15 protein-coding genes are annotated in these 19269 nt (G+C 53.6%); 12 read left to right on the top strand and 3 right to left on the bottom strand.

Annotation, left to right across the window (positions count from 1 at the left end; genetic code table 11):
• The first annotated feature begins 886 nt into the window (after positions 1-886).
• The 11 genes from KKG35_07300 (at position 887) to KKG35_07250 (ending at position 8295) form a co-directional block, all read left to right on the top strand.
• Positions 887-1132 (top strand): hypothetical protein, encoded by a 246-nt coding sequence (locus KKG35_07300; protein ID MBU1737934.1) that lies wholly within the window; start codon positions 887-889, stop codon positions 1130-1132.
• Between the two features lie 23 nt (positions 1133-1155).
• Positions 1156-1743, top strand: coding sequence for a peroxiredoxin (locus KKG35_07295; protein MBU1737933.1), 588 nt, complete (start codon positions 1156-1158; stop codon positions 1741-1743).
• Positions 1744-1797: 54 nt separating this feature from the next.
• Complete coding sequence (locus KKG35_07290) at positions 1798-1956, top strand: rubredoxin (GenBank protein MBU1737932.1); 159 nt, start codon at positions 1798-1800, stop codon at positions 1954-1956.
• 270 nt (positions 1957-2226) lie between these two features.
• Entirely contained in the window at positions 2227-2601 is a 375-nt protein-coding gene (locus KKG35_07285) for a hypothetical protein (protein ID MBU1737931.1), read from the top strand.
• Positions 2602-2779: 178 nt separating this feature from the next.
• Positions 2780-3355: a rubrerythrin family protein gene (locus KKG35_07280; GenBank protein MBU1737930.1), complete on the top strand. Its 576-nt coding sequence runs from the start codon at positions 2780-2782 to the stop codon at positions 3353-3355.
• Positions 3356-3445: 90 nt separating this feature from the next.
• Positions 3446-3820: a desulfoferrodoxin gene (locus KKG35_07275; protein ID MBU1737929.1), complete on the top strand. Its 375-nt coding sequence runs from the start codon at positions 3446-3448 to the stop codon at positions 3818-3820.
• A gap of 165 nt (positions 3821-3985) precedes the next feature.
• Positions 3986-4498, top strand: coding sequence for a ferritin (locus tag KKG35_07270; GenBank protein ID MBU1737928.1), 513 nt, complete (start codon positions 3986-3988; stop codon positions 4496-4498).
• Between the two features lie 296 nt (positions 4499-4794).
• Positions 4795-5991, top strand: a complete 1197-nt coding sequence (locus tag KKG35_07265; protein MBU1737927.1) for an FprA family A-type flavoprotein — start codon at positions 4795-4797, stop codon at positions 5989-5991.
• Positions 5991-6902, top strand: coding sequence for a DUF3786 domain-containing protein (locus KKG35_07260; protein MBU1737926.1), 912 nt, complete (start codon positions 5991-5993; stop codon positions 6900-6902). Before KKG35_07265 ends, KKG35_07260 begins: the two co-directional genes overlap by 1 nt.
• Entirely contained in the window at positions 6899-7579 is a 681-nt protein-coding gene (locus KKG35_07255; protein ID MBU1737925.1) for a HEAT repeat domain-containing protein, read from the top strand. Before KKG35_07260 ends, KKG35_07255 begins: the two co-directional genes overlap by 4 nt.
• Before the next feature lie 143 nt (positions 7580-7722).
• Entirely contained in the window at positions 7723-8295 is a 573-nt protein-coding gene (locus KKG35_07250; GenBank protein MBU1737924.1) for an NADH peroxidase, read from the top strand.
• A gap of 229 nt (positions 8296-8524) precedes the next feature.
• Here KKG35_07250 and pbpC read toward each other — a convergent pair whose 3' ends face one another.
• From pbpC to KKG35_07235, 3 genes are all read right to left on the bottom strand, one after another.
• The gene (pbpC, locus tag KKG35_07245; GenBank protein MBU1737923.1) at positions 8525-10864 is read right to left on the bottom strand and encodes a penicillin-binding protein 1C; all 2340 of its coding nucleotides are present in this window, start codon (positions 10862-10864) and stop codon (positions 8525-8527) included.
• On the bottom strand, positions 10861-16614 hold the full coding sequence (locus KKG35_07240; protein ID MBU1737922.1) for an alpha-2-macroglobulin family protein: 5754 nt from the start codon (positions 16612-16614) through the stop codon (positions 10861-10863). Before KKG35_07240 ends, pbpC begins: the two co-directional genes overlap by 4 nt.
• Positions 16615-16831: 217 nt before the next feature.
• Complete coding sequence (locus KKG35_07235; protein ID MBU1737921.1) at positions 16832-18001, bottom strand: DUF3365 domain-containing protein; 1170 nt, start codon at positions 17999-18001, stop codon at positions 16832-16834.
• 463 nt (positions 18002-18464) lie between these two features.
• Here KKG35_07235 and KKG35_07230 point away from each other — a divergent pair, with 463 nt between their 5' ends.
• Positions 18465-19265, top strand: coding sequence for an alpha/beta hydrolase (locus KKG35_07230; protein ID MBU1737920.1), 801 nt, complete (start codon positions 18465-18467; stop codon positions 19263-19265).
• Positions 19266-19269: the final 4 nt, after the last annotated feature.

The following is a 19269-nucleotide window of genomic DNA, read 5'->3' as shown; positions in this document are numbered from 1 at the left end:
GGGGATTCGGCAGGCTCGGGATGGTCCTACGAAGGACTCGGGATGGGCGGCTTTGGCTGTTCGACACATGCGCGGTCAGGATCACCGGGCGAACAGGATCAGATGATCGGGACATCAGCATCTTCGGGATAATAGTAATTCCGCTCATCCTGAGCCTGTCGAAGGATGATAGTAATCGTGTCGAACTGGCGAAGAGTTTTTAGCTGATCGAGAGTGATATTCATAATAACTCAACTTTCCGAAATGTCTTATGGCGTTGATTTGCTGTTATAAAATGGTTCAGAGTCGTAGTGACATTCCATGATGAGAATTCAGAAGCCAGTAGCCAGTAGCCAGAACGACTGATTTTTTCACTCTGCGGGGACTCTCTTCGGTACCCCCTTGAGGTGTACGTCTCGATGTCTTGCATACTCGCTCATCGGTAAGAGCAGGCCAGCTGCTCAACTTAAGCTTTACGCTTTTCTCCTGGCTTCTGACTCCTGGTTTCCGGCTAGTTGTGGAACACATGCATTAACAAATCGCCGAAACCCTTTATGATCGGGAGATTAGCCAAACTCGGAAAGTTGTGTAATAAGGAATCCAGCCGCATTCCCCCCGTTTCTGTTGCTGTCTCAAAACTGTCTCAACTGTCTCTTGTGTTGATTTTTGAGACAGCACTCCCGGGATTTTCTTGTTTTTGGCATTAATATCAATATCTTAACTTTTATCGAATCTGCCTCAGGATCCGGCGTGTGTCTCAAAACCGTTGCTGGAGAGACAGTTCTGTGGCATTCCGCATTGAAAATCTTTCCGCTCAGTATCTCGTTTATCATCCTGATATTATTAGAGAAAAATTAAATAAATGGTGGCTCGCCTCATGTTGGCACGCGGTTTGTATTGTCAGAAGATCATGAAACAAAACAATCTCTGTATAAAAAAAGTTCTGGAACTGGTTCGGGAAATGATCATTCTCGCCGATCAAGGTCAGGACGCCGCTGAAGATGACGGCTGTCGTCTGCTGTATGGTGTTCTTCAGGATTGCGCGTACAAGCTCCGCAAAATAGCGGAGGCCGAAAAAGAGGCGCACTGCCGGTCGGGGAAATGGGATGAATGCAACGGTGCCTGTAACACAAACCAGCCAAGCGCAAACTGAAACAAACAATCAAGGAGAAGAAAATGTCCGTATTAGTCACCAAAGAAGCCCCCGATTTTACCGCCCAGGCCGTGATGGGTAATAACGCAATTGAAGAACTGTCTCTTTCCTCATACCGGGGGAAATATGTGGTCCTGTTCTTCTACCCCCTTGACTTCACCTTTGTCTGCCCTTCCGAGATTCTGGCATTCAACAGGGAGGTGGAGGCCTTCAAGAGTCGCAATGCCGAGTTGATCGGCGTCTCGGTTGACTCCCAGTACACCCATTTTGCCTGGAAAAATACTGCGGTCGAGCAGGGCGGGATCGGTTCCATCAGCTTTCCGCTGGTTGCCGATCTGGATAAGTCGATATCCGATGCTTATGGTGTTCTTCTCCCGGGTGGAGTTGCACTGCGGGGTCTTTTCCTGATTGATAAGGAAGGGGTTGTCCGCCACCAGCTGGTCAATGATCTGCCCCTCGGCAGAAGTGTTGATGAAGTGATTAGGCTGCTTGATGCCCTGCAGTTCACCGAAAAATACGGTGATGTCTGCCCCGCCAACTGGAAACCTGGTGAAGAGGGGATGAAGCCGACGGCAGCAGGAGTGGCTGAATATCTGGCCAAACATAAGTAACGGTCTTTTTGTGAAAGCGTATTCACTCATAAAACAAAAGTAAGGAGAGAAAAAATGGACAAGTACGAATGCCCCTGCGGCTATATTTATGACCCGGCGGAAGGCGATATTGAGAACGGAATCGAGCCCGGAACCGCGTTTGCCGATCTGCCGGACGACTGGGTCTGCCCGACCTGCGGCGCGGCCAAGGAGGATTTCTGGAAGTATGAGTAGTCCGGGAGGATTCGGAACCCGGAGTTTGCTGGATATGAAATGACCCCGGATTGCTTGAGAGCTTATGGACAGAAGTTGGAAGTGCCTAAAGTTAGGAGTGCCTTAAGTTTTGTCCCTTTGATTGTTGCACCAGTCACACAGGGCTCTTTGAACTTTAGATCACTTCAGGCGTTTTGGCGAGCCGGGAAACAGTTCCGTTGTAAGTGGCAATTTTTGGGTTTGTCAGCTGAAAATGACTTCAGGTAAAAAGTGAAATGATGGAGGTGGATCATGTTGAGCGCAGAGGAATTGAAAGCCAACAGAAGTCTGGTCAATGAGATCGACTGGAGCATGACTCCGGAAAAAGCGATCGAAATGTATCTGGAGTGGGGCACCGGCTGGATCCGGGGGCATGATTTTGTCAGCAGCCAGGATCAGGAATCCATCTATTTCGTGCTGTATGACTGGGAGGAGAACCCGACCGTAGTGACCCTGGTCAGAAGGACCGTCGAGGGCGCCGAGGATATTGCCAAGGTAGAAGTGCCGGCGGATCTCTTCCATGAAGCATCCCGGGAGGATGGGTATCGACCCGGTGTAGGAGTCCATGCGCTGAACCAGCCGCTAAAAGAATGGGTGTGTGAGTCTCTTGGCAGTTGGGCGCTGTAAGTGTCCAGGGATGTTCCGGTTGGATTGAAAGGAAATAAATCCGGCTTCGCCGGATTTATTTTTCCCCATTTCCGGGAAAAAATTATATGATCCACTGTCAGGTTATATTTTTGATTTATTTATTAAGTTTAAGTTGGGTGGCTCGTCTGCTCAAACAAATCTTATAATGGAGGAGTCAATGGCATCGTTAAAAGGAACACGGACCGAGAAAAACATTCTGACCGCTTTTGCCGGTGAGTCCCAGGCGAGAAATCGCTACACCTATTTTGCCGGCCAGGCAAAGAAAGAAGGCTTTGTCCAGATCAGCAATATTTTTGAAGAAACCGCCAATCAGGAGAAAGAACACGCGAAAAGACTGTTCAAATTTCTGGAAGGCGGTGAGGTGGAGATCACCGCGTCCTATCCGGCAGGAAAAATCGGCACCACCGTGGAAAACCTGCGGGAGGCCGCAGGTGGTGAAAATTATGAGTATACGACCATGTATCCGGAGTTTGCGGCCATTGCCAAAGAAGAGGGTTTTCCGGAAGTAGCGGCGGCGATGCTGTCCATTGCGGTGGCCGAGAAAATGCATGAAGGGCGCTACCTGGCTCTCGCCGCCAATATCGAGAACGGTAAAGTCTTCAAGAAGGACAAGGCGACCACCTGGAAATGCAACAACTGCGGGTATACCCATACCGGCAACGAAGCTCCCGGAACATGCCCCGCCTGTGCTCATCCGCAGGCGCATTTCGAGGTGAAGGCTGAAAACTGGTAAAGACAATCGTAGCGGCACCTTATTTGCCAGTTTTCTGGTTTGTAAGGTTGAGCGAAAGAAGAAAAAATAATTACTGAGAGGAAATGAAACATGGCTGAGAAAATGGGAGTGTACAAGTGTTCACTGTGCGGCAATATTGTTGAGGTTCTCCATGCGGGAGCGGGGGAGCTGGTCTGCTGCGGTAAGCCGATGGCTCTGTTGAAGGAGAACACCACCGATGCGGCCAAAGAAAAACATGTGCCGGTGGTGGAAAAGGTTGACGGCGGCTACACCGTAAAGGTCGGTTCGGTGGCCCACCCGATGACCGACGAGCATTATATCGAATGGATCGAACTCATTGTCGGCAGTGCCGTGTATCGGCAGGACTTAAAACCGGGCGATAAACCGGAAGCAAGCTTCAAGGTCGGCGCCGGTTCCGCCAAGGCCAGAGCGTACTGCAATTTGCACGGACTCTGGAGCAACTGAGGATAACAGGTCTCATGATACCGAACCTGCTTCGTTATCAGTCTGTCAGCAGAGCTGGGCTATAGCTGACAGACTTCTGCCGTGCATTTTCGGCATCCTGCGACCTGTTACAGGTTTGGGAGGTTAACAGCAGTTCATATTTCACTTCCTACTGGAGCAGCTGAAATGATAAGCAAGAAAATGGAAAAGGCCTTAAACGGGCAGATCAATGCCGAACTTTACTCTTCCTACATGTATTATTCCATGTCGGCCTGGTTTGCGAACAAGGGGTTGCCCGGTTTTGCGAACTGGATGAAACAGCAGGTCCAGGAGGAGATGTTTCATGGTTCCAAGCTCTTTGATTTTGTCAATGAGCGGGGCGGCCGGGTGATTCTGGAAGCGATCGACAAGCCGCCGACCGACTGGAAGTCTGTCCAGGAGGTGTTTGCCGAAACCCTGAAGCATGAGCAGAAGGTGACCGGGCTGATCAACAAGCTTGTTGATCTGGCCCATGAGGAACGCGATCATGCCACCTCCATCTATCTGCAGTGGTTCGTCTCCGAGCAGGTTGAAGAAGAGGCGGGGGTGGGTGCAGTGCTCGACAAACTCAAGCTGATCGGCAAGGATTCAAACACCCTCTTTGTCCTCGATCAGGAAATGGGGCAGAGAATTTTCACGCTGCCGGTGCCGGCAAAATAATCCTGTCCTGCTGAAGCGGGATCCCGGATCATTGATTCTGTCCCGCTTCTGGAATACAGGGTGTGCATGTTTTGACGCCGGGGTTGTCAGCGGAGGAGAGGGTGTTCCCACAGGGATCTTTACGATAATCCCCTCGCCGGGCAAGTCTCCCCGGTGGCAATAAGAAAATACCTTTGGCGCAAAATCACCTGGTTTGCTAATTTAGAATTTAGTTAATTGGTAATAATTGATATTAATGACAATCAGGCTGGAAAACCGGTTACCCTGCCGGACCGGCGAGCATCATGGAGGGAGAAATGGGACACATCGAGATCAAGGACAATGTATTCTGGGTTGGCGCGGTTGACTGGAACATCCGGGATTTTCACGGCTACTCCACCGAAAAAGGAACGACCTACAACGCTTACCTGATAAAGGACGAGAAGGTCGCTCTCTTCGATACCGTCAAAAGTGATTTCAAGAATGATCTGCTCTACGAGATCCGCCAGCTGGTCGATCCCGAAAAGATTGATTACCTGATCGTCAATCATGTCGAGATGGATCACTCGGGAGCGTTCCCGGAGATCATCGACCTGATCAAGCCCGAGAAGATCTTCTGTTCAAGGAACGGCCACCGGGCTTTAGTTGAGCATTTTCATCGTGAGGATCTGCCCTTCGAGATCGTCAAGACCGGCGACACTTTAAAACTCGGGAAAAAGACGGTGACCTTCATTGAGACGCCGATGCTCCACTGGCCGGACTCGATGTTTTCCTATATCGGCGAAGACAAGCTTCTGATCTCTTCCGACGCCTTCGGCCAGCATATCGCTTCCACCGAGAAGTACGCCGACGAGGTGAACGATTTCGAGATCAAGCGTGATGCGCAGAAATATTTCGCCAACATTCTGACCGTCTTTTCGCCGCATATCCAGAAGCTGCTGGCGAAAGTCGCGGAACTGGGCATCGAGATCGATATGATCGCGCCCGACCACGGCCTGATCTGGCGCGGGGAGGGGGTGGCAAAAATTATCGGCCTGTATGACAAATGGAGCCGGCACCAGGCCGGGGACAAGGCGCTCGTCATATACGACTCCATGTGGAAGAGCACCGAAAAGATGGCCAAGGCCATTGCCAGCGAACTGGCCCGGGGCGGCTTTGAGGTGAAAATGAAGAATCTCAAGGTCAACCATCGCAGTGATATCATGACCGATGTTCTCGATGCCAGGGCCCTGATCCTCGGCTCATCGACCCTGAACAACAATATGCTGCCGAAAATGGCCGATTTCCTCACTTATTTCAAAGGGCTCAGGCCCAAGAACAAGGTGGTTGCCTGCTTTGGTTCCTACGGCTGGAGCGGTGAGGCGGTCAAGCACATCAACGAGGCGATCGAGGGGATCAAGCTGCCCCTTGCCCATCCGGGGCTCAAGGTCAAGAATGTGCCTCGGGAAGAAGATTTCGATGCGTGTCGCCAGCTTGCCCGGGACGTGATTGCGGCCGCCAAAGAGCTTGAGTAATGAACCCGCTCGCGGTAGTTGCCCGGACACCGAAGAACAACTGTGGTGAATGCGGCTACCCGACCTGCCTGGCCTTTGCGGCCTCGGTGGTTTCAACGGGCACTGATCCGGAAAAGTGCCCCTATATCAATCTCGAAGGGCTCGTGATCGAAACATCCGGGGTGGCGCTGGAAAATGCCGCCGAAGAGCGGGATCTGGCCCTGGTCGAACATCTCAAAGGCAAGATTGCGGATCTTGATTTTGCCGTGCTTGCGCCGCAAATCGGCGCAACATATCTTGCCGATCAGGGCGGTACCCTCCGCTTTCCATATCTCGGGCAGGATGTCCTTCTCTCCAGACTTGGCATCCTGCTTGATGGTGCCGACCCGGAAGATCCCCGCGATCAGATCCTTCTTTATAATTACGTCCATTCCGGAGGCGGCATCCTTGATATACGGGCAAAGGGTGCCGGAGACGCACGGCAGAGTTCGGGACGCAATATCGCGATATGCGGCCAGGGCGATAACAAAGCGGATTCGGTGCCATTTGCCCGTAGAGAGTGGATCGGCATGGAGAGCATGCCCAACTCCATCTCCAAGGTCAGGACTCTGGCCACCTATGGTGAAAACCCCCTGGCCGATCTTTTCTCCGGACGGACCCGGCAATTGCTGATTGAGAAAGCGGCTCTGGCCGGAGGGATCCCCTGTTCCGGCGAGTCAACCTCTCTTGCCATCGAGTTTCAGGTCTTACCGATGATTCCCCAGCGCATCCTCTTCTGGGAAGAGGAGTCGGAGGACGGTTTCCCGGCGAAGGTCAAGATTCTCTACGACACGAACGCTCTCGACTATCTCGATATCGAATCGCTGCTTTTTTCTTCCGAGCGGCTGGCGGAAAGATTGCGCGACCTGATTTCCGGCGGAGATCAGAAATGAACGAGCGTGCCCTGAAAAAGGAGATTGTCCGGCTCCTGAAAAATGGCGAGCTTGACGCAGTGCTTGCCATGCGCGAGAGCTGTTCCGCCAAAAGGATGCTGAATCTTCTGATTGGTTGTTTCTGCAATGATCATGAACTGGTACGCTGGCTGGCGGTGACCGGCGTCGGGAATCTGGTAGTGGCTCTCGCCGACAACGAAATGGAAGACGGCCGGGTCGTGATGCGGCGGTTCATGTGGATGCTGAATGACGAGTCCGGTGGGATCGGCTGGGGAGCACCGGAGGCAATGGGCGAGGTCATGGCCTGTCATCGGAGACTGGCAGAAGAATATGGTCATATGCTGGTAGCCAATATGCGGGAGGACGGGAATTTCCTGGAACTTGAGATGTTGCAGCGCGGCTTGATGTGGGGGATCGGCAGGCTCGCGGAAGTTCGCCCGGAGCTGTTGCGGGAGAAAAATGCTGTCCGATATCTGCTGCCCTATCTCGACTCCGGAGATCCCACGGTCCGCGGCCTTGCCTGCCGGGCACTGGGGAACCTGAAGGCAGTCGAGGCCAAAGGGCGTCTTTCCGGACTGACCGGGGATGAAAAACAGATTTCCGTCTATGCAGATCGCAGTCTTGAACAATATTCAGTCGGACATCTGGCCGCACGAGCCCTTGAAAGAATTGGCTGAACAGGCATGCTATGATTGATATCTCCGGGGTGCTTTTCCCGTTTCGTTTCGGCGTTGTCAGCCGGGGCCAACAATATTCTGCGATTTCAAGGAGCAGCACAAAGGAGCAGCACAACGGGTAATACCAAAACACGAGGAAGGGAATGAAAAAATTCGTCTGCAAGGTATGCGGTTATGTTCATTACGGCAAAGAAGCGCCGATGATCTGTATTCAGTGTGGCGCACCCCATGACCAGTTTCGCGAGGTCACCGATCTGGATGAACTGACCGGAATGAACGAGTCATACACCTGGACCGACAATCACCGGGTCGGGGTGGCCCGGGATGTCGAGAGGGAAATTGTCGACGCCCTGCGGGCCGGTTTCATGGGCGGAGGGGTCGGGGTCGGGATTTATACGGCCATGGCCCGACAGGCGGAGCGGGAAGGGTATCCTGAAGTGGCCGAGGCGTGCCGGAGAATTGCCCGGGAGAAAGGAGAGCACGCCGGAAAACTCGCAGAGCTTCTCGGCGAGGTCATGATGGCCGATACTTCTGCCAATCTGAAGGCGAGGGTCGAGGCGGAACACACCTCCTGCAAGGCCAAAAAAGAGCTGGCAACCAGGGCCAAGATGCTCGGCAACGACCATATCCACGATATGGTCCACGAAATCTGCAAAGACGAAGCCCGGCACGGTCAGGCCCTGGAGGGGCTTCTGCGGAGGCACTTTAAAGGTTGAGTTTTTAAGACTACACCCTTATACCGTTTTTTTTTCAATGCTCAGCCGTGTGCCAATAGTGATTCAACTACCCTTGCACCCTTCGGGTATAAGTCTCGATGTCTCGCAGGCTCGCTTTCGCCCAGAGGGCATAAGTTGCGTATAAGCAGGCACGCTGCTTAACTTAACTAATCGGTATGAGCAGACGAGCTGCTCAACTCAGCTTTATATTCTTATCTGATGCAGAGCATCAGCGTACCATCTCAACGGTCATTTTTCTTTCGGCAGCCCGGCCATGATCGTCAACAACCCTTACGGCAAAGGCGCCGCTCACCCCTTGCCATAAAAGGGGTTCTCCTCTTTCAGCTTTACCCACAAAACCATCATTCACAAACCAGTACACCGTGTTGACATCACCATCAACCACGGCGGAAAAGGGAATGGTTTGCTCTTTCAACCTGTCGCTTTGCAGGGCATAGATGAGGGAACTCTGCGGCGAGATGATCACCGGAGTTCTCCCGGAGGAGCTTTTTTCGTTCAGGCTGCATTCTTCCTCATAGGGAGGTGGCGTTTTGATTGAGATCCCGGCCATATTGAAGATATGCTGGAGATCGGAAGGCCAGAACTCGAAGGATTTCATTTCTGTCGTCTCCGGATCGGCAAGGCAGGCGCGCAGACCGGATTTTTTATCGATTGGGACCGCCCGATGAATATTTGACAGCTTGATCGGCGAGATTCCCGGGATGAACCAGGATTCTCTGGTGCCCGGGCAATATCGGCCGGGCAGATCCCCGGTGCTCGCGCAGACCGATATTCTGGTGAGGTTTAAGAAATCAGGGTTCACGGCCTCGGTGATCCGCCAGCCGGAGTTCTCGATCAAGGCGGTGAACAGTTCGAACAATAACGGGCCGGCGCCGCGTCGCCCGACAAAGGAGGCATTGCCCTGCCCGGCAAAATCGCCGACCCAGACCGCCAGCACATACGACCCGGAGACACCGACCGCCCAGGCGTCCCTGAACGCAAAAGAGGTCCCGGTTTTCCAGGCGACTTCGTTTCTCCTCTCCACCTGGCCGACAAGATTTTCGTTGCCGGCGGCCTCCGGCGGAGGATTGTCTTTCAAGATGTCGAGAATCAGGAAACATGCTTCCGGACTCAACATTCGACGCCCGGTTTCCGGGAGGGCATCGGTCCTGATTTTTTTTATTTGCCGCAGCTCCCCGCCATTGGGGAGTATCGCGTACAATCTCGCCATTTCTTCCATACTCACCTCGGCCCCGCCGAGCGAGAGGGCCAGGCCGTAATAATTCTCATCCTCGGGAAGCGTTATTTCGGCCTGGGCCAGGAAGTCGTAAAACCCGGGGTTCTCAAGCTGCGCCTGGAGATGGACTGCCGGTACGTTCCTGCTGCTGATCAGCGCGTCCCTTGCGAACACCGGCCCCATGAAACGCTGGTCAAAATTTTCCGGAGTGAAGCCGCCGAATCTTTTCGGTGCATCCTTGAGCATGGTCAGGGGATGAATCAGTCCCTGGTTCAGGGCCAGGGCGTAGACAAATGGTTTCAAGGCGGATCCGGGTGAGCGTCTGGCCCTGGTCCCGATGACCTGGCCATTGATTTCCGGATCGTAAAAATCAGCGGAACCCACGGCGGCTTCAATCTCCATCGTCCGGTAATTGAGCAGCAAGGCGACTCCGTTTCTGATCCCTTCGGTTTTGCGTCTGTCGACATACGAGGCGACGATCTTTTCCATTGCAAGCTGTTTGGTGAGATCAATGGTCGTGGTGATCGTTCCATGGCGCAGCAACGGCAATTGACTCTCCAGGTCGTTCACGAAATGTGGCGCGAAAAAGGGGAGTTTCTCGGGGGGTCTCACAACGAGAGGAATTTCCAGGAAGACCCTCTTCTCCTCGTCTTCCGGATGTTTTTCGAGCCAACGGGTAAAGAGGTTGTTCCTGGCAACGAGCAGCTCGGAGATTCCGGTGTCGGCGGTGGGGTTTCGCCGGTTGGGATTCTGGGGAATCACGCTTAAAGTCAGCGCCTCGGGGAGCGAAAGGTCTCTTGCCTGTTTATTGAAGTAAATGAGACTTGCCGCTTCAACCCCTTCGATATTGCGTCCGTAGGATGCCAGGTTGAGATAGGCTTCGAGGATTTCGCTCTTGGAATAATGACGGGTCAGTTGCAGGGCGCGGAGTATCTGGCGCAGTTTCCCCGGGATGGTTCTGCTGTTGAGGCCCCAGCGCAGACGGGCGACCTGCATGGTGATTGTAGACGCTCCGATCCGCTGCTGCCCGCTGATGTATGTCTGCCATCCGGCCCGAAACAGGGCGGGCAGATCAACGCCATGATGCTGAAAGAAGCGCTGATCTTCATACAGGACCGTTGCCTCCCGGAGCAGGGGAGAAATCTCCTCCAGGGGGATATGGAGCCGGTAGCGCTGGTCCCGGGCCAGGGTGATGCGGAGCAGGGTGCTGTTCCGATCGAAATAGGCCCGGGAGTAGTTCTGGAATTCTTTCAGTTCCGGCTCCGGGCAAAAGATGTAAAGCCCCATCAGCGCGAAGAGCAGCGCTGATGAAATCCAGAGCGCCTGTTTCATTTCGAGCTGGTCACTGTAAATTCCCCTGCCCTGGAGACAGCACGCACGCCCCGGTCATACATTGATCCGGCAAAGGCCGGCGGGATTGCGAATTCCCCGGCGGAAGTGAGCTTGACCCGGTAGTTCAGCTCTTTTACCGAGGTATCGAAGCTGCCGTAATATACCACCCGGTCTTCCCGGACGTCGACGTAATCGGCCAGCCAGTTATAGGCGGTCCGGGGCACGGAATCCCGCAGAACTTCAAACCCGCCGGGCAGCAGGTCGATGACCGCGACATTGCTGACGCTCTTCCCGTCAAGGGCGCGAATCCTCAGTCTGACGGTAATCTCTTTTCCCTGTTCGAAGCTGGTGATCTCTTCCCCGCCATCGTTCAGATATTCCCGCATGATCTCAAGTCCTTCCCGGACTTCTTTTTCCGGAAACCGGCGGTCGAAACCGGCCTGCGAGACGATATAGTAAACGGCTTCCGGGGAGGTGATCTCAATCCTGCTCACGTCGGTTGCAAATCTGCTGTTCGGAAACGGGGACGGATCGCTCGGCAATTGGCTTACACTGCCATCGGTTCCTGCGACTGCGGTAAAATCTATCAGCTCGGTGAAGTCCATGCCCAGCCTTTTGCTGTAGGCGCCCAGGGCCAGAATACTGTAGGCGGCGGCGATGGTATTGTATTCGCCATGGAAGACGGGTTCGACAAAGCGCAACAGATCTTCGCCGGCCAGCTTGCTTGTTAAAGACTCGAAGTGATTGGCCAGCAGATAGACATATTGGGCATCTCGGGTGAGAATGGAATGAAAGTCCCCGTTCTGCAGATCCGTTTTGGAGCCCATCCGGTAATGACTGATCAGCTCTTCCGCTGCCTCTCTTTTCTGGAGCAGCTGGTAGGTGGCGGCCATGTATACCGCAGTCAGATCTTCCTTCCAGTATTTATTATGCGCGCGCTCGAGATAGGTCTGGAGATGGACCAGATAATTGGTGCTGACGGTGCCGAGGCGGGTCAGCAGGTAGATGGCATTGGCGCGGACCCTGGCCTCGGCGAGGCTGTTGCAATCCCGGCCCGCATAGGCGTTCAGGAAATCCTTGCCCCGCTGCATCATATCGGAAGGCACGGGATAGCCCAGATCTTGCGCCTCCAGGAGAAAGTGCATCACGTAAATACTGGGGTATGCCGCGGTATTGCGGCCTCCGGGCCAGAATGAGAAGCCGCCGTCGGCCAGCTGCCGCTGCCGCAGTTTACCGATCAGCACGGTAAAGCTGTCGCGCACCGCCTTGCTTTGCGGTTCGAAACCGGGATGGGTCATCAGACCGACCAGCGGAAAGACCTGGCTGACCACCTGTTCCGTACACCCGTGCGGGAAGTTTTTCAGATACGAGGAGAGGCCGTCGACCAGAACCAGCGGACTGGCGGATGCCGCGACCCGCTGTTCGGCAAGTTCGGGGAATATTTGTCGCGGAATTTCAACCTTCACTTTGCCGCTGTCGGTAAAGCCGCTGGAAAAGCTGGTGTCATAAGGCATCGCCGGGCGGACACTGAGACCGCTGGTCCGCCGGCCCACCCGGTCACCGAGTTCGGCAACGAAAGCGAGCGAGGCCGCGCCGAGCTTTTCCCTGACCCTGACCTTGAATGTGGTCTTGCCCTCATCGCCTTCGCCGATCACAAGCGAGGTCCTGCTTTCACCGACTATCTCCAGGTGCTCGGAGGGGATGATTTCGATATCGACTCTTGCCGTCGGCCCCGAGTTTTCCACAAGATTGGCGATACCGACCGTGGTTTCGAAAATATCTCCCGGTGCGGCCTGGGTGAGCACGTTGGGCGAAATCACAAACGGGCCGCGAACCAGAGTTGCCGACTCATTAACTCCCATGGCGTCTTCGCTGACCGCCACGGCCATGACCCGCAATGTTCCGGCAAAAGAATCCGGAACCGTAAACGACACGACCCTCTCCGAGGCATCGGCGTCAAGAATTCCGGACCAGAATACCGCCGGGGTGTCGACCATCCGGGCAAACGGATTCAGATTTTTGGCGAGGGCCATCTTTGCTCTCTCGCCACCGCCGCTGGCCGAGACGGCCTGGACCAGGTTGAAGTCCGGCAGGATCAGATCGAGTATCTGCAAGGTCGTGACGCCCAGCGCTCTTTTCCGGAGAAAATGGTCGAGGGGGGCGGGGGTCTTATAATGGGCAACCTGCAGGATCCCTTCATCCACCGCGAAAACCACGATGCGGGAAGGGCGCGAGGTCTGATAGGAGATTTCCATTTTCCGGCCCGGCTCGACCTGGTCGGGGACTTTGAGGTCCACTGCCACCTGCCGCTTGCTTCTGTCGATGGTGAACGGCGCGACTGCATAACTCAACGGGCTCATGAAAATCTCCCGCGAATCCGGGCTTCTGATGAAGGCCACGTTCAGGTACGCGTTCCCTTCGAGATCGGCAGGAACCTGGATAGTCTGCATGGAACTCGCGGTATCGGTCGAGAACCATTTATGGGCATGGACCCGGTCGCTTTCGATGGTGATCAGACCGGACCCGGTGTAAGGCGCGGTGATGTTCAGCTCGATGATCTCGCCGGGCCGGTAATCAGCCTTGTTCAGCTTGAGCTGCAACTCCGCGTTCTTTTCCAGGTTTCCCGTCAGGTTGGCGTGGCCGACGATGGTGAATTTGATTCTGCTGAGACGCAGGCCCGATTCCCCATAGATTTCCAATGCGAAATCGCCGGGAACGGCGGTGGGGACGAGGTATTTGGTCGTCCCCTCCCGGGTAATATCAATGGCGCCGGTGATGATTTCCTTTTCCCGGGTCACGGTCTGGTACTGATAGGTGCCGTTTTTCTGTTTGACCAGGGTCGAGACATGCTGGATTTCAACCAGGCGGGTGGCGAGCCCTTCTTTGTCCAGCCGCTCCAGCCGGGGATCCACGGCAATCAGTTCGATTGTGCGATCCGTGCCTTTGTTGATATAGTCCAATGTGCCGTCACTCTTGTAGCCCACCAGATAGGGCAGAGGGGAGAGCATGGCGCTGTTGCGGGCGGACACGCTCCTGCCGCCGTCCGGCTCGAACCCTTCCACGCTGAAGTTCAGGACATAGGTCCCTTTATCGAAACGGTCCAGGGGGATCTCGAAAGATGCCCGCCCCTCTGCATCGGTTCGGGTGTCTTCAAGAGTCTCGGTGATGGTCAGCGGCTTGTCTTTCCGGTCACTGAAAGGGTCGTGGAAGGTGTAATCCTTATATTCCTTAAATCTGAAGCCGGTCGGGGCCACACTGATCTGCCCGGATATCTTCCGGTCCTGGGCCGGGGTCCCGAACAGGTTGGCAAGTTTGATCCGTGCCTGGATCATCTCGCCGGTAAACCACCCTTTTTGCTCGGCGCCGATCAGTCGGCTTTCCATTTTCAGGGTGTCCGGTTGAAATTCTTCCACCCGGAACCCGGCGCTGCCGATCATTTCACCGCGGTACCCGTTGTCTCTGACGAGATAGACGGCCAGCCGATAGGCCCCGGTTTCGGTCGTCGGATCGGTGGCATAGGAAAAATCAATGAACCCCTTTTCGGGAAGCTGTATTTTCTCGACTTTCGCATCGTTGTTGCGCGGGTTAGTCACGACCAGCTCCAGCGGGATGGTGTCAATATTGGCCAGATCTTCCCTTTTGACGATCACGCCTGCCTTGATCTCTTCACCCGGCCGGTAGATGCCCCGGTCGGTAAAGGCATAGGCCGACAGCCGATTGGCGCTTATTCCGTCCGGGTTGTTGCCGCCCACGTCAAAACCGGAATAGTTGATCTGGCGGGATGAGCGGTTGAAGGGAATAAAGGAAATATCATTGCCGGTCTTCACCACATAGACACTCGGTTCTTTTTCCCGATGAAAATCCCTGGTCCCGGCAAAGCGGACATGGCCGTCATTTCCGGTGACCGCCGTATACAGGGGCAGACCGTTCAGGCCGAGAAGTTCGACGATGGCGTTATTCACCGGTTTGCCGGTTTTCATCGACTGCACAAAAACATCATGGGAGGTATCGGAATTGTTTTTTATCAAGAGTCCCAGATCGGTAATGAGGATCAATCTCTTGTCGGTCCTGCCGTGGACCTCCCGGTCTGTCTTCTTGTCCCAGCCCTTGATCTCCATGAAGAACAGCCCGAACGCTCCGGAACCGTTGGTGAGATAGCGGGAGAGATCCACCGCTGAGTAGTTTGCCTCTTTGGGGTGGGCGGGTTTGAGGGCGAGAATCTCTTCGTGGAATTCAGCGAGGTTCTCTTTGTCAAAGGCATAATTTCTGAAATAGGGGTCATTGATGTCGCCGCTGGTCTGGCTGACCAGATGCGCAATCTGCCCGGGCAGGACCCTGCCGATCGATATCTTGAGATGCTTGTGCCCTCTGGCCAGGAGACTCAATTTGTGGTCACCGGAATTGGTCAGGATTGAGCCTTCTCCGACAATCCTGACCTCTTTCGGATAACGGGGGATGGCAAGAACATTGTCATAGAAGGATTCCTGGATGAAATTATTGACCGATCTGAGCCCCTCATCGATCCGGACATAGAGAGAGCGCCCTTCCGGCGCGTCATAGCGGAAACTGTATTCTCTGGCGGAATCCTGCTCGTTGGGGATCAGGGTTACGGCCACTTTTTCAGAATCGGCCAGTACTGCCGGGGTCACTTCACGGGGGCTGCTCCAGGACTTGGAATTACGTCCGGGATTGCGCTCGGGGAGCAGATAAACCGATAGTTTGGACAACAACTCCTCTTCCGCGATGAAGTCGGTGAAACCGAGCAGCAGCAGCTGTTCGGGTTCCTGTTTTTCGTTGGGGACAATTCTGGTCGAGGTGTCGGTTATTTTAAGAAAACTGAAAATACTGGGAATCAACACCTCCTTGCCCAGCTTTTCCTCCGAACCATTGCCGCCGATGGCCGGTTTGACTCCATCGTCAATTTCCAGACGCATATAGTTGGCTTCCCGGGGCAGTTGCACCGGAACGGAGTGAACATACGCCTCCCGTTGGTTTTTATCAAAATCAACGGTGTAGTCATATTTCCGGGCCATTACATTCATCGTCGAACCGGAGGGTCGCATGGTCAGAGACAGTTTTCCCAGGAGGCTTTCCTTGTCAACCGGATGGGTGAAGGAAAGGGTGGTGACGATTTTTCTGACCGAGGGGGTCTGGGGTTCCTGATAAAATTGCAGTTCGCTGATGGCAACCTTGAAAGGCTGGGTGGTGAAGGAACAGGATCCGGTTTTCAGGCGGGTTTCTTCGGTAAATATGGATTTTTCAAGATCGATCTTGTATGCAACCCCGGCCGGCCAGTCTCGTTGAGGTTTGAAAACCAGACGTCGGTCGCCCTGCCATTTCCATTCCCCGGGAATGGCGGGGCTCATCTTGATCCCCTGGTTTACGGGTTTGTCGATCAAATCTATACGGGCCACGGAAGGAGGCCCTTCGGGCCGTCGCCGGCCGGGTTTCAGACTCCGGTAGTCGTAGTTGAATACAATCGACAAGTTGTCGGGCACGGGATTTTCAACATTGGGAGTAAGTCCGGGAGGGGCAATTGATGCATCAATCAGAATAGGCTTCGGCAAACTCAAGTAGTATTGATAGCCGATAAAGAAGGCGACAAGCATGGTCACGCTGGCCCATGATGCCTTGGGGCTTTTTTTGCTGACTTGAATTATGGAACTGAGCCAGAGCGGCGGAGTCCAGGTGAGTCGTCCAAAGAGAAAGCCAAGAACACGTCCCGGGAAGCCCAGAATTTTTTTCAGCATAAGTCCTTCCGATTTTCTTGAATTAAGGGGAATGAGCGGCATCTGTTGGACAAGCTACAACAAAGGGTGTGGCAATTCAAGGAAATAACCGGGGTGAATCTGCAAAAGACTCCGAAGCGGAAGGGGATTTCAAAAAAGGTTTGCGGTTGTGTGGAAATCTTACTCAGGAGAGATGGTTTGCCGGAATGGAATAAATAGTAACTCTGATCTTTTCATATCATTCTTCTTTATACTCCGGGTAATGCTTCTCCAGGCATTTATCGCAGATGCTGTGGCTGAACTGGGCCTCGGAATGGTCTGAGATGAATTTTTCAAGCTGGTTCCAGTAGCCTTTGTCGTCCCGGATTTCCTTGCAGTGCATGCAGATCGGCACAATGCCTTTCAGTGTTTTGATCTCGTCAAGCGCTTTCTGGAGTTCCCGGTTTGCGGCCTTTAATTCTCTGGTGCGCTCTTCCACCTTCTCTTCCAGATGATCAAACTGGTTTCGCAGTTTGTGTGACATGGTATTGAAAGCGGAAGCCATTTCTCCAAATTCACGGGTGATCGGCAGGGGGATTTCTTCGCCGAGAAGCCCATCGTTTTCGCTGATCTCCAGGGCCTTGTTTTTTAATCTGGTTATCGGTCCCAGGATTACAAACCGGTAGACCACATACTGAACGGCAAAGAGAAGCAGTAGCGTGGATATGAATATCTTTGACAGGTATCTGGAAAACCGGTCTGCCTTGGCGTAAGCGTCTGAGAGTGGCACCCGGATAGAGATCGCGGAGACCACCTCATTTGCACGGCGATTAAAACTCCGCTCCGGGCCATAGAGACCGACCAGGTGCTTTGGCGCCTTGTCCGGTGTGCTGTGGCAGCGGAGGCAGCTCTCCTCCATGACCTCTCCGCGCCGCAGGGTGACATAATAAAATGCGCCATCCAGGTTGCGGATCAATGATCGATATTTCAGCTCCGGATCTCCATTCAACTCTTCGATAAACGCTTTTTCAAAGGCGTCGGCCTCGTTTTCGGGGCTGCGGGCATTGATGGCGCACTCTTTGTAATAATACCCCTCGTCATTCAGCGCCTTAAAGTGTTTATCAATTTCTCTTACCGCGTGGGTTGAAGACATCCAGGATGGGTCAAAATAGCTGTCGCTGCGGACCGGTTCGGTAAGTGCAAACACTTTTGGTTTGAGGGTGTGGGAAAAATAGGCGTGGGTTGCCAGGTTGCGGTCCAGCAGAATCTTTGCCTTGGTTTCTGCCTCAAAGAGCGCCTGTTGCTGTTCCTGGGTATGGATCACATTGACGAGATAGGTGGCCGCGCCGGCAAAAACAACGGCAAGGCCGAAATTTAAATAAATTCCCAGACCCGGGCGGCGTTTATTCTTTTTCTGATGATCGATCACTTAAATACGTTACCCGATGAGGATTATTCTGATTCTGTTACAATATTCAGTCGAGGAGGGATGGTCGCCTGTAAGCAATGAGATACATGATATGAACGGTGACAGTGTTGGTTCACAGAGTAGAGCCAATCCCGGCCAGCACTTTCTGCTCCTTATTAGGGTCTAATAGAAAGGGAACTGAAGTCAAGAAAATTACTGGAGAAATACTGGCGGGGTAAATTTGAAGACCAAAGGTGATATTTCGGCAACGGCATGTTTCCCGAATCTGTTCCCGAAGCTGTCTGCAAGGATTGAAGCAAGCTGCCGGGCCGCTTTTACGGGCAGAGGGGAGTCTTCTCCGTTTGGGAGGTCCTTCCTTGAGATGTGTTCACTTCCGTCCCGGGAATGACCGGAAGCGTTTTCAGGGTGGGAGAGAGGGGGGGTTGTCCTGAAGAGCAAAACAGGTACAGGGAGTGATTGAGTGATGAAGGGGTTTTATGCAAGTATGATTCTGGTTCTTGCGCTGTTGACTGGCTGTATGAAGCAGATCCCGTATGAACCTTCACAGATCGAAAATTTTTTTGCCCGATCGGAAAATATTCAGCTTGAATTTACTACCGATAAGGGACGACAGGTCGCATTTTACGTGCCGCCTATTAAAAATCCGGATGTTCCCCCTGAGCGAATCGCTCTCCTCTACCCCGGGATCGAATCCGTTGCCCTGGGGTGGATGCGCTTCATCGAGATGGAGAAGAGTGAACGCACGGGATATCTGCTGATAGATTATCCGGGCCGCGGGCTTTCCGAGGGGACGATGCGTCCCGAAGAGAATTATCTCAATAGCGAGGGGGCGCTCCTGGCGCTGGCAAAGCATTTCGGCTTAAAGCAGCTGGAAGCCGAATACAGTCTCATGGGCCACTCTTTCGGGACCGGGGCCGCTCTGCAGTTCGCAGCCCGCCATCCGGTTCGGAAGATTGTTCTGGTGGCCCCTTTTACTACCCTGCGAAAGGCGGTAGCCGTCAAGTCATGGATCCTTTCAATACTGATGCCTGCACAGATCGATAACAGAAAACTCATTCAGCATATTCTCAGTTCAGACTCTCCACCGGAAATCATCATTTTACATGGCGCAGAGGATACGTCTTTACCTGTTACAATGGGGCGGGAACTCGCCGCAATTGATCCCGAAAGGATTGTGTATCATGAATTCCCGGAAGATGATCATGTGACCATTCTGACCAGTCAAAGAGATCTGATATTCAGCGGGTTAAATGGCAGCGAATAAGATC

This window comes from Pseudomonadota bacterium, from assembly GCA_018823285.1.
GTDB lineage: Bacteria > Desulfobacterota > Desulfobulbia > Desulfobulbales > JAGXFP01 > JAHJIQ01.
Note: the sequence above shows the minus strand (reverse complement) of the source record. Positions and strands in the feature narration are given on the sequence as shown.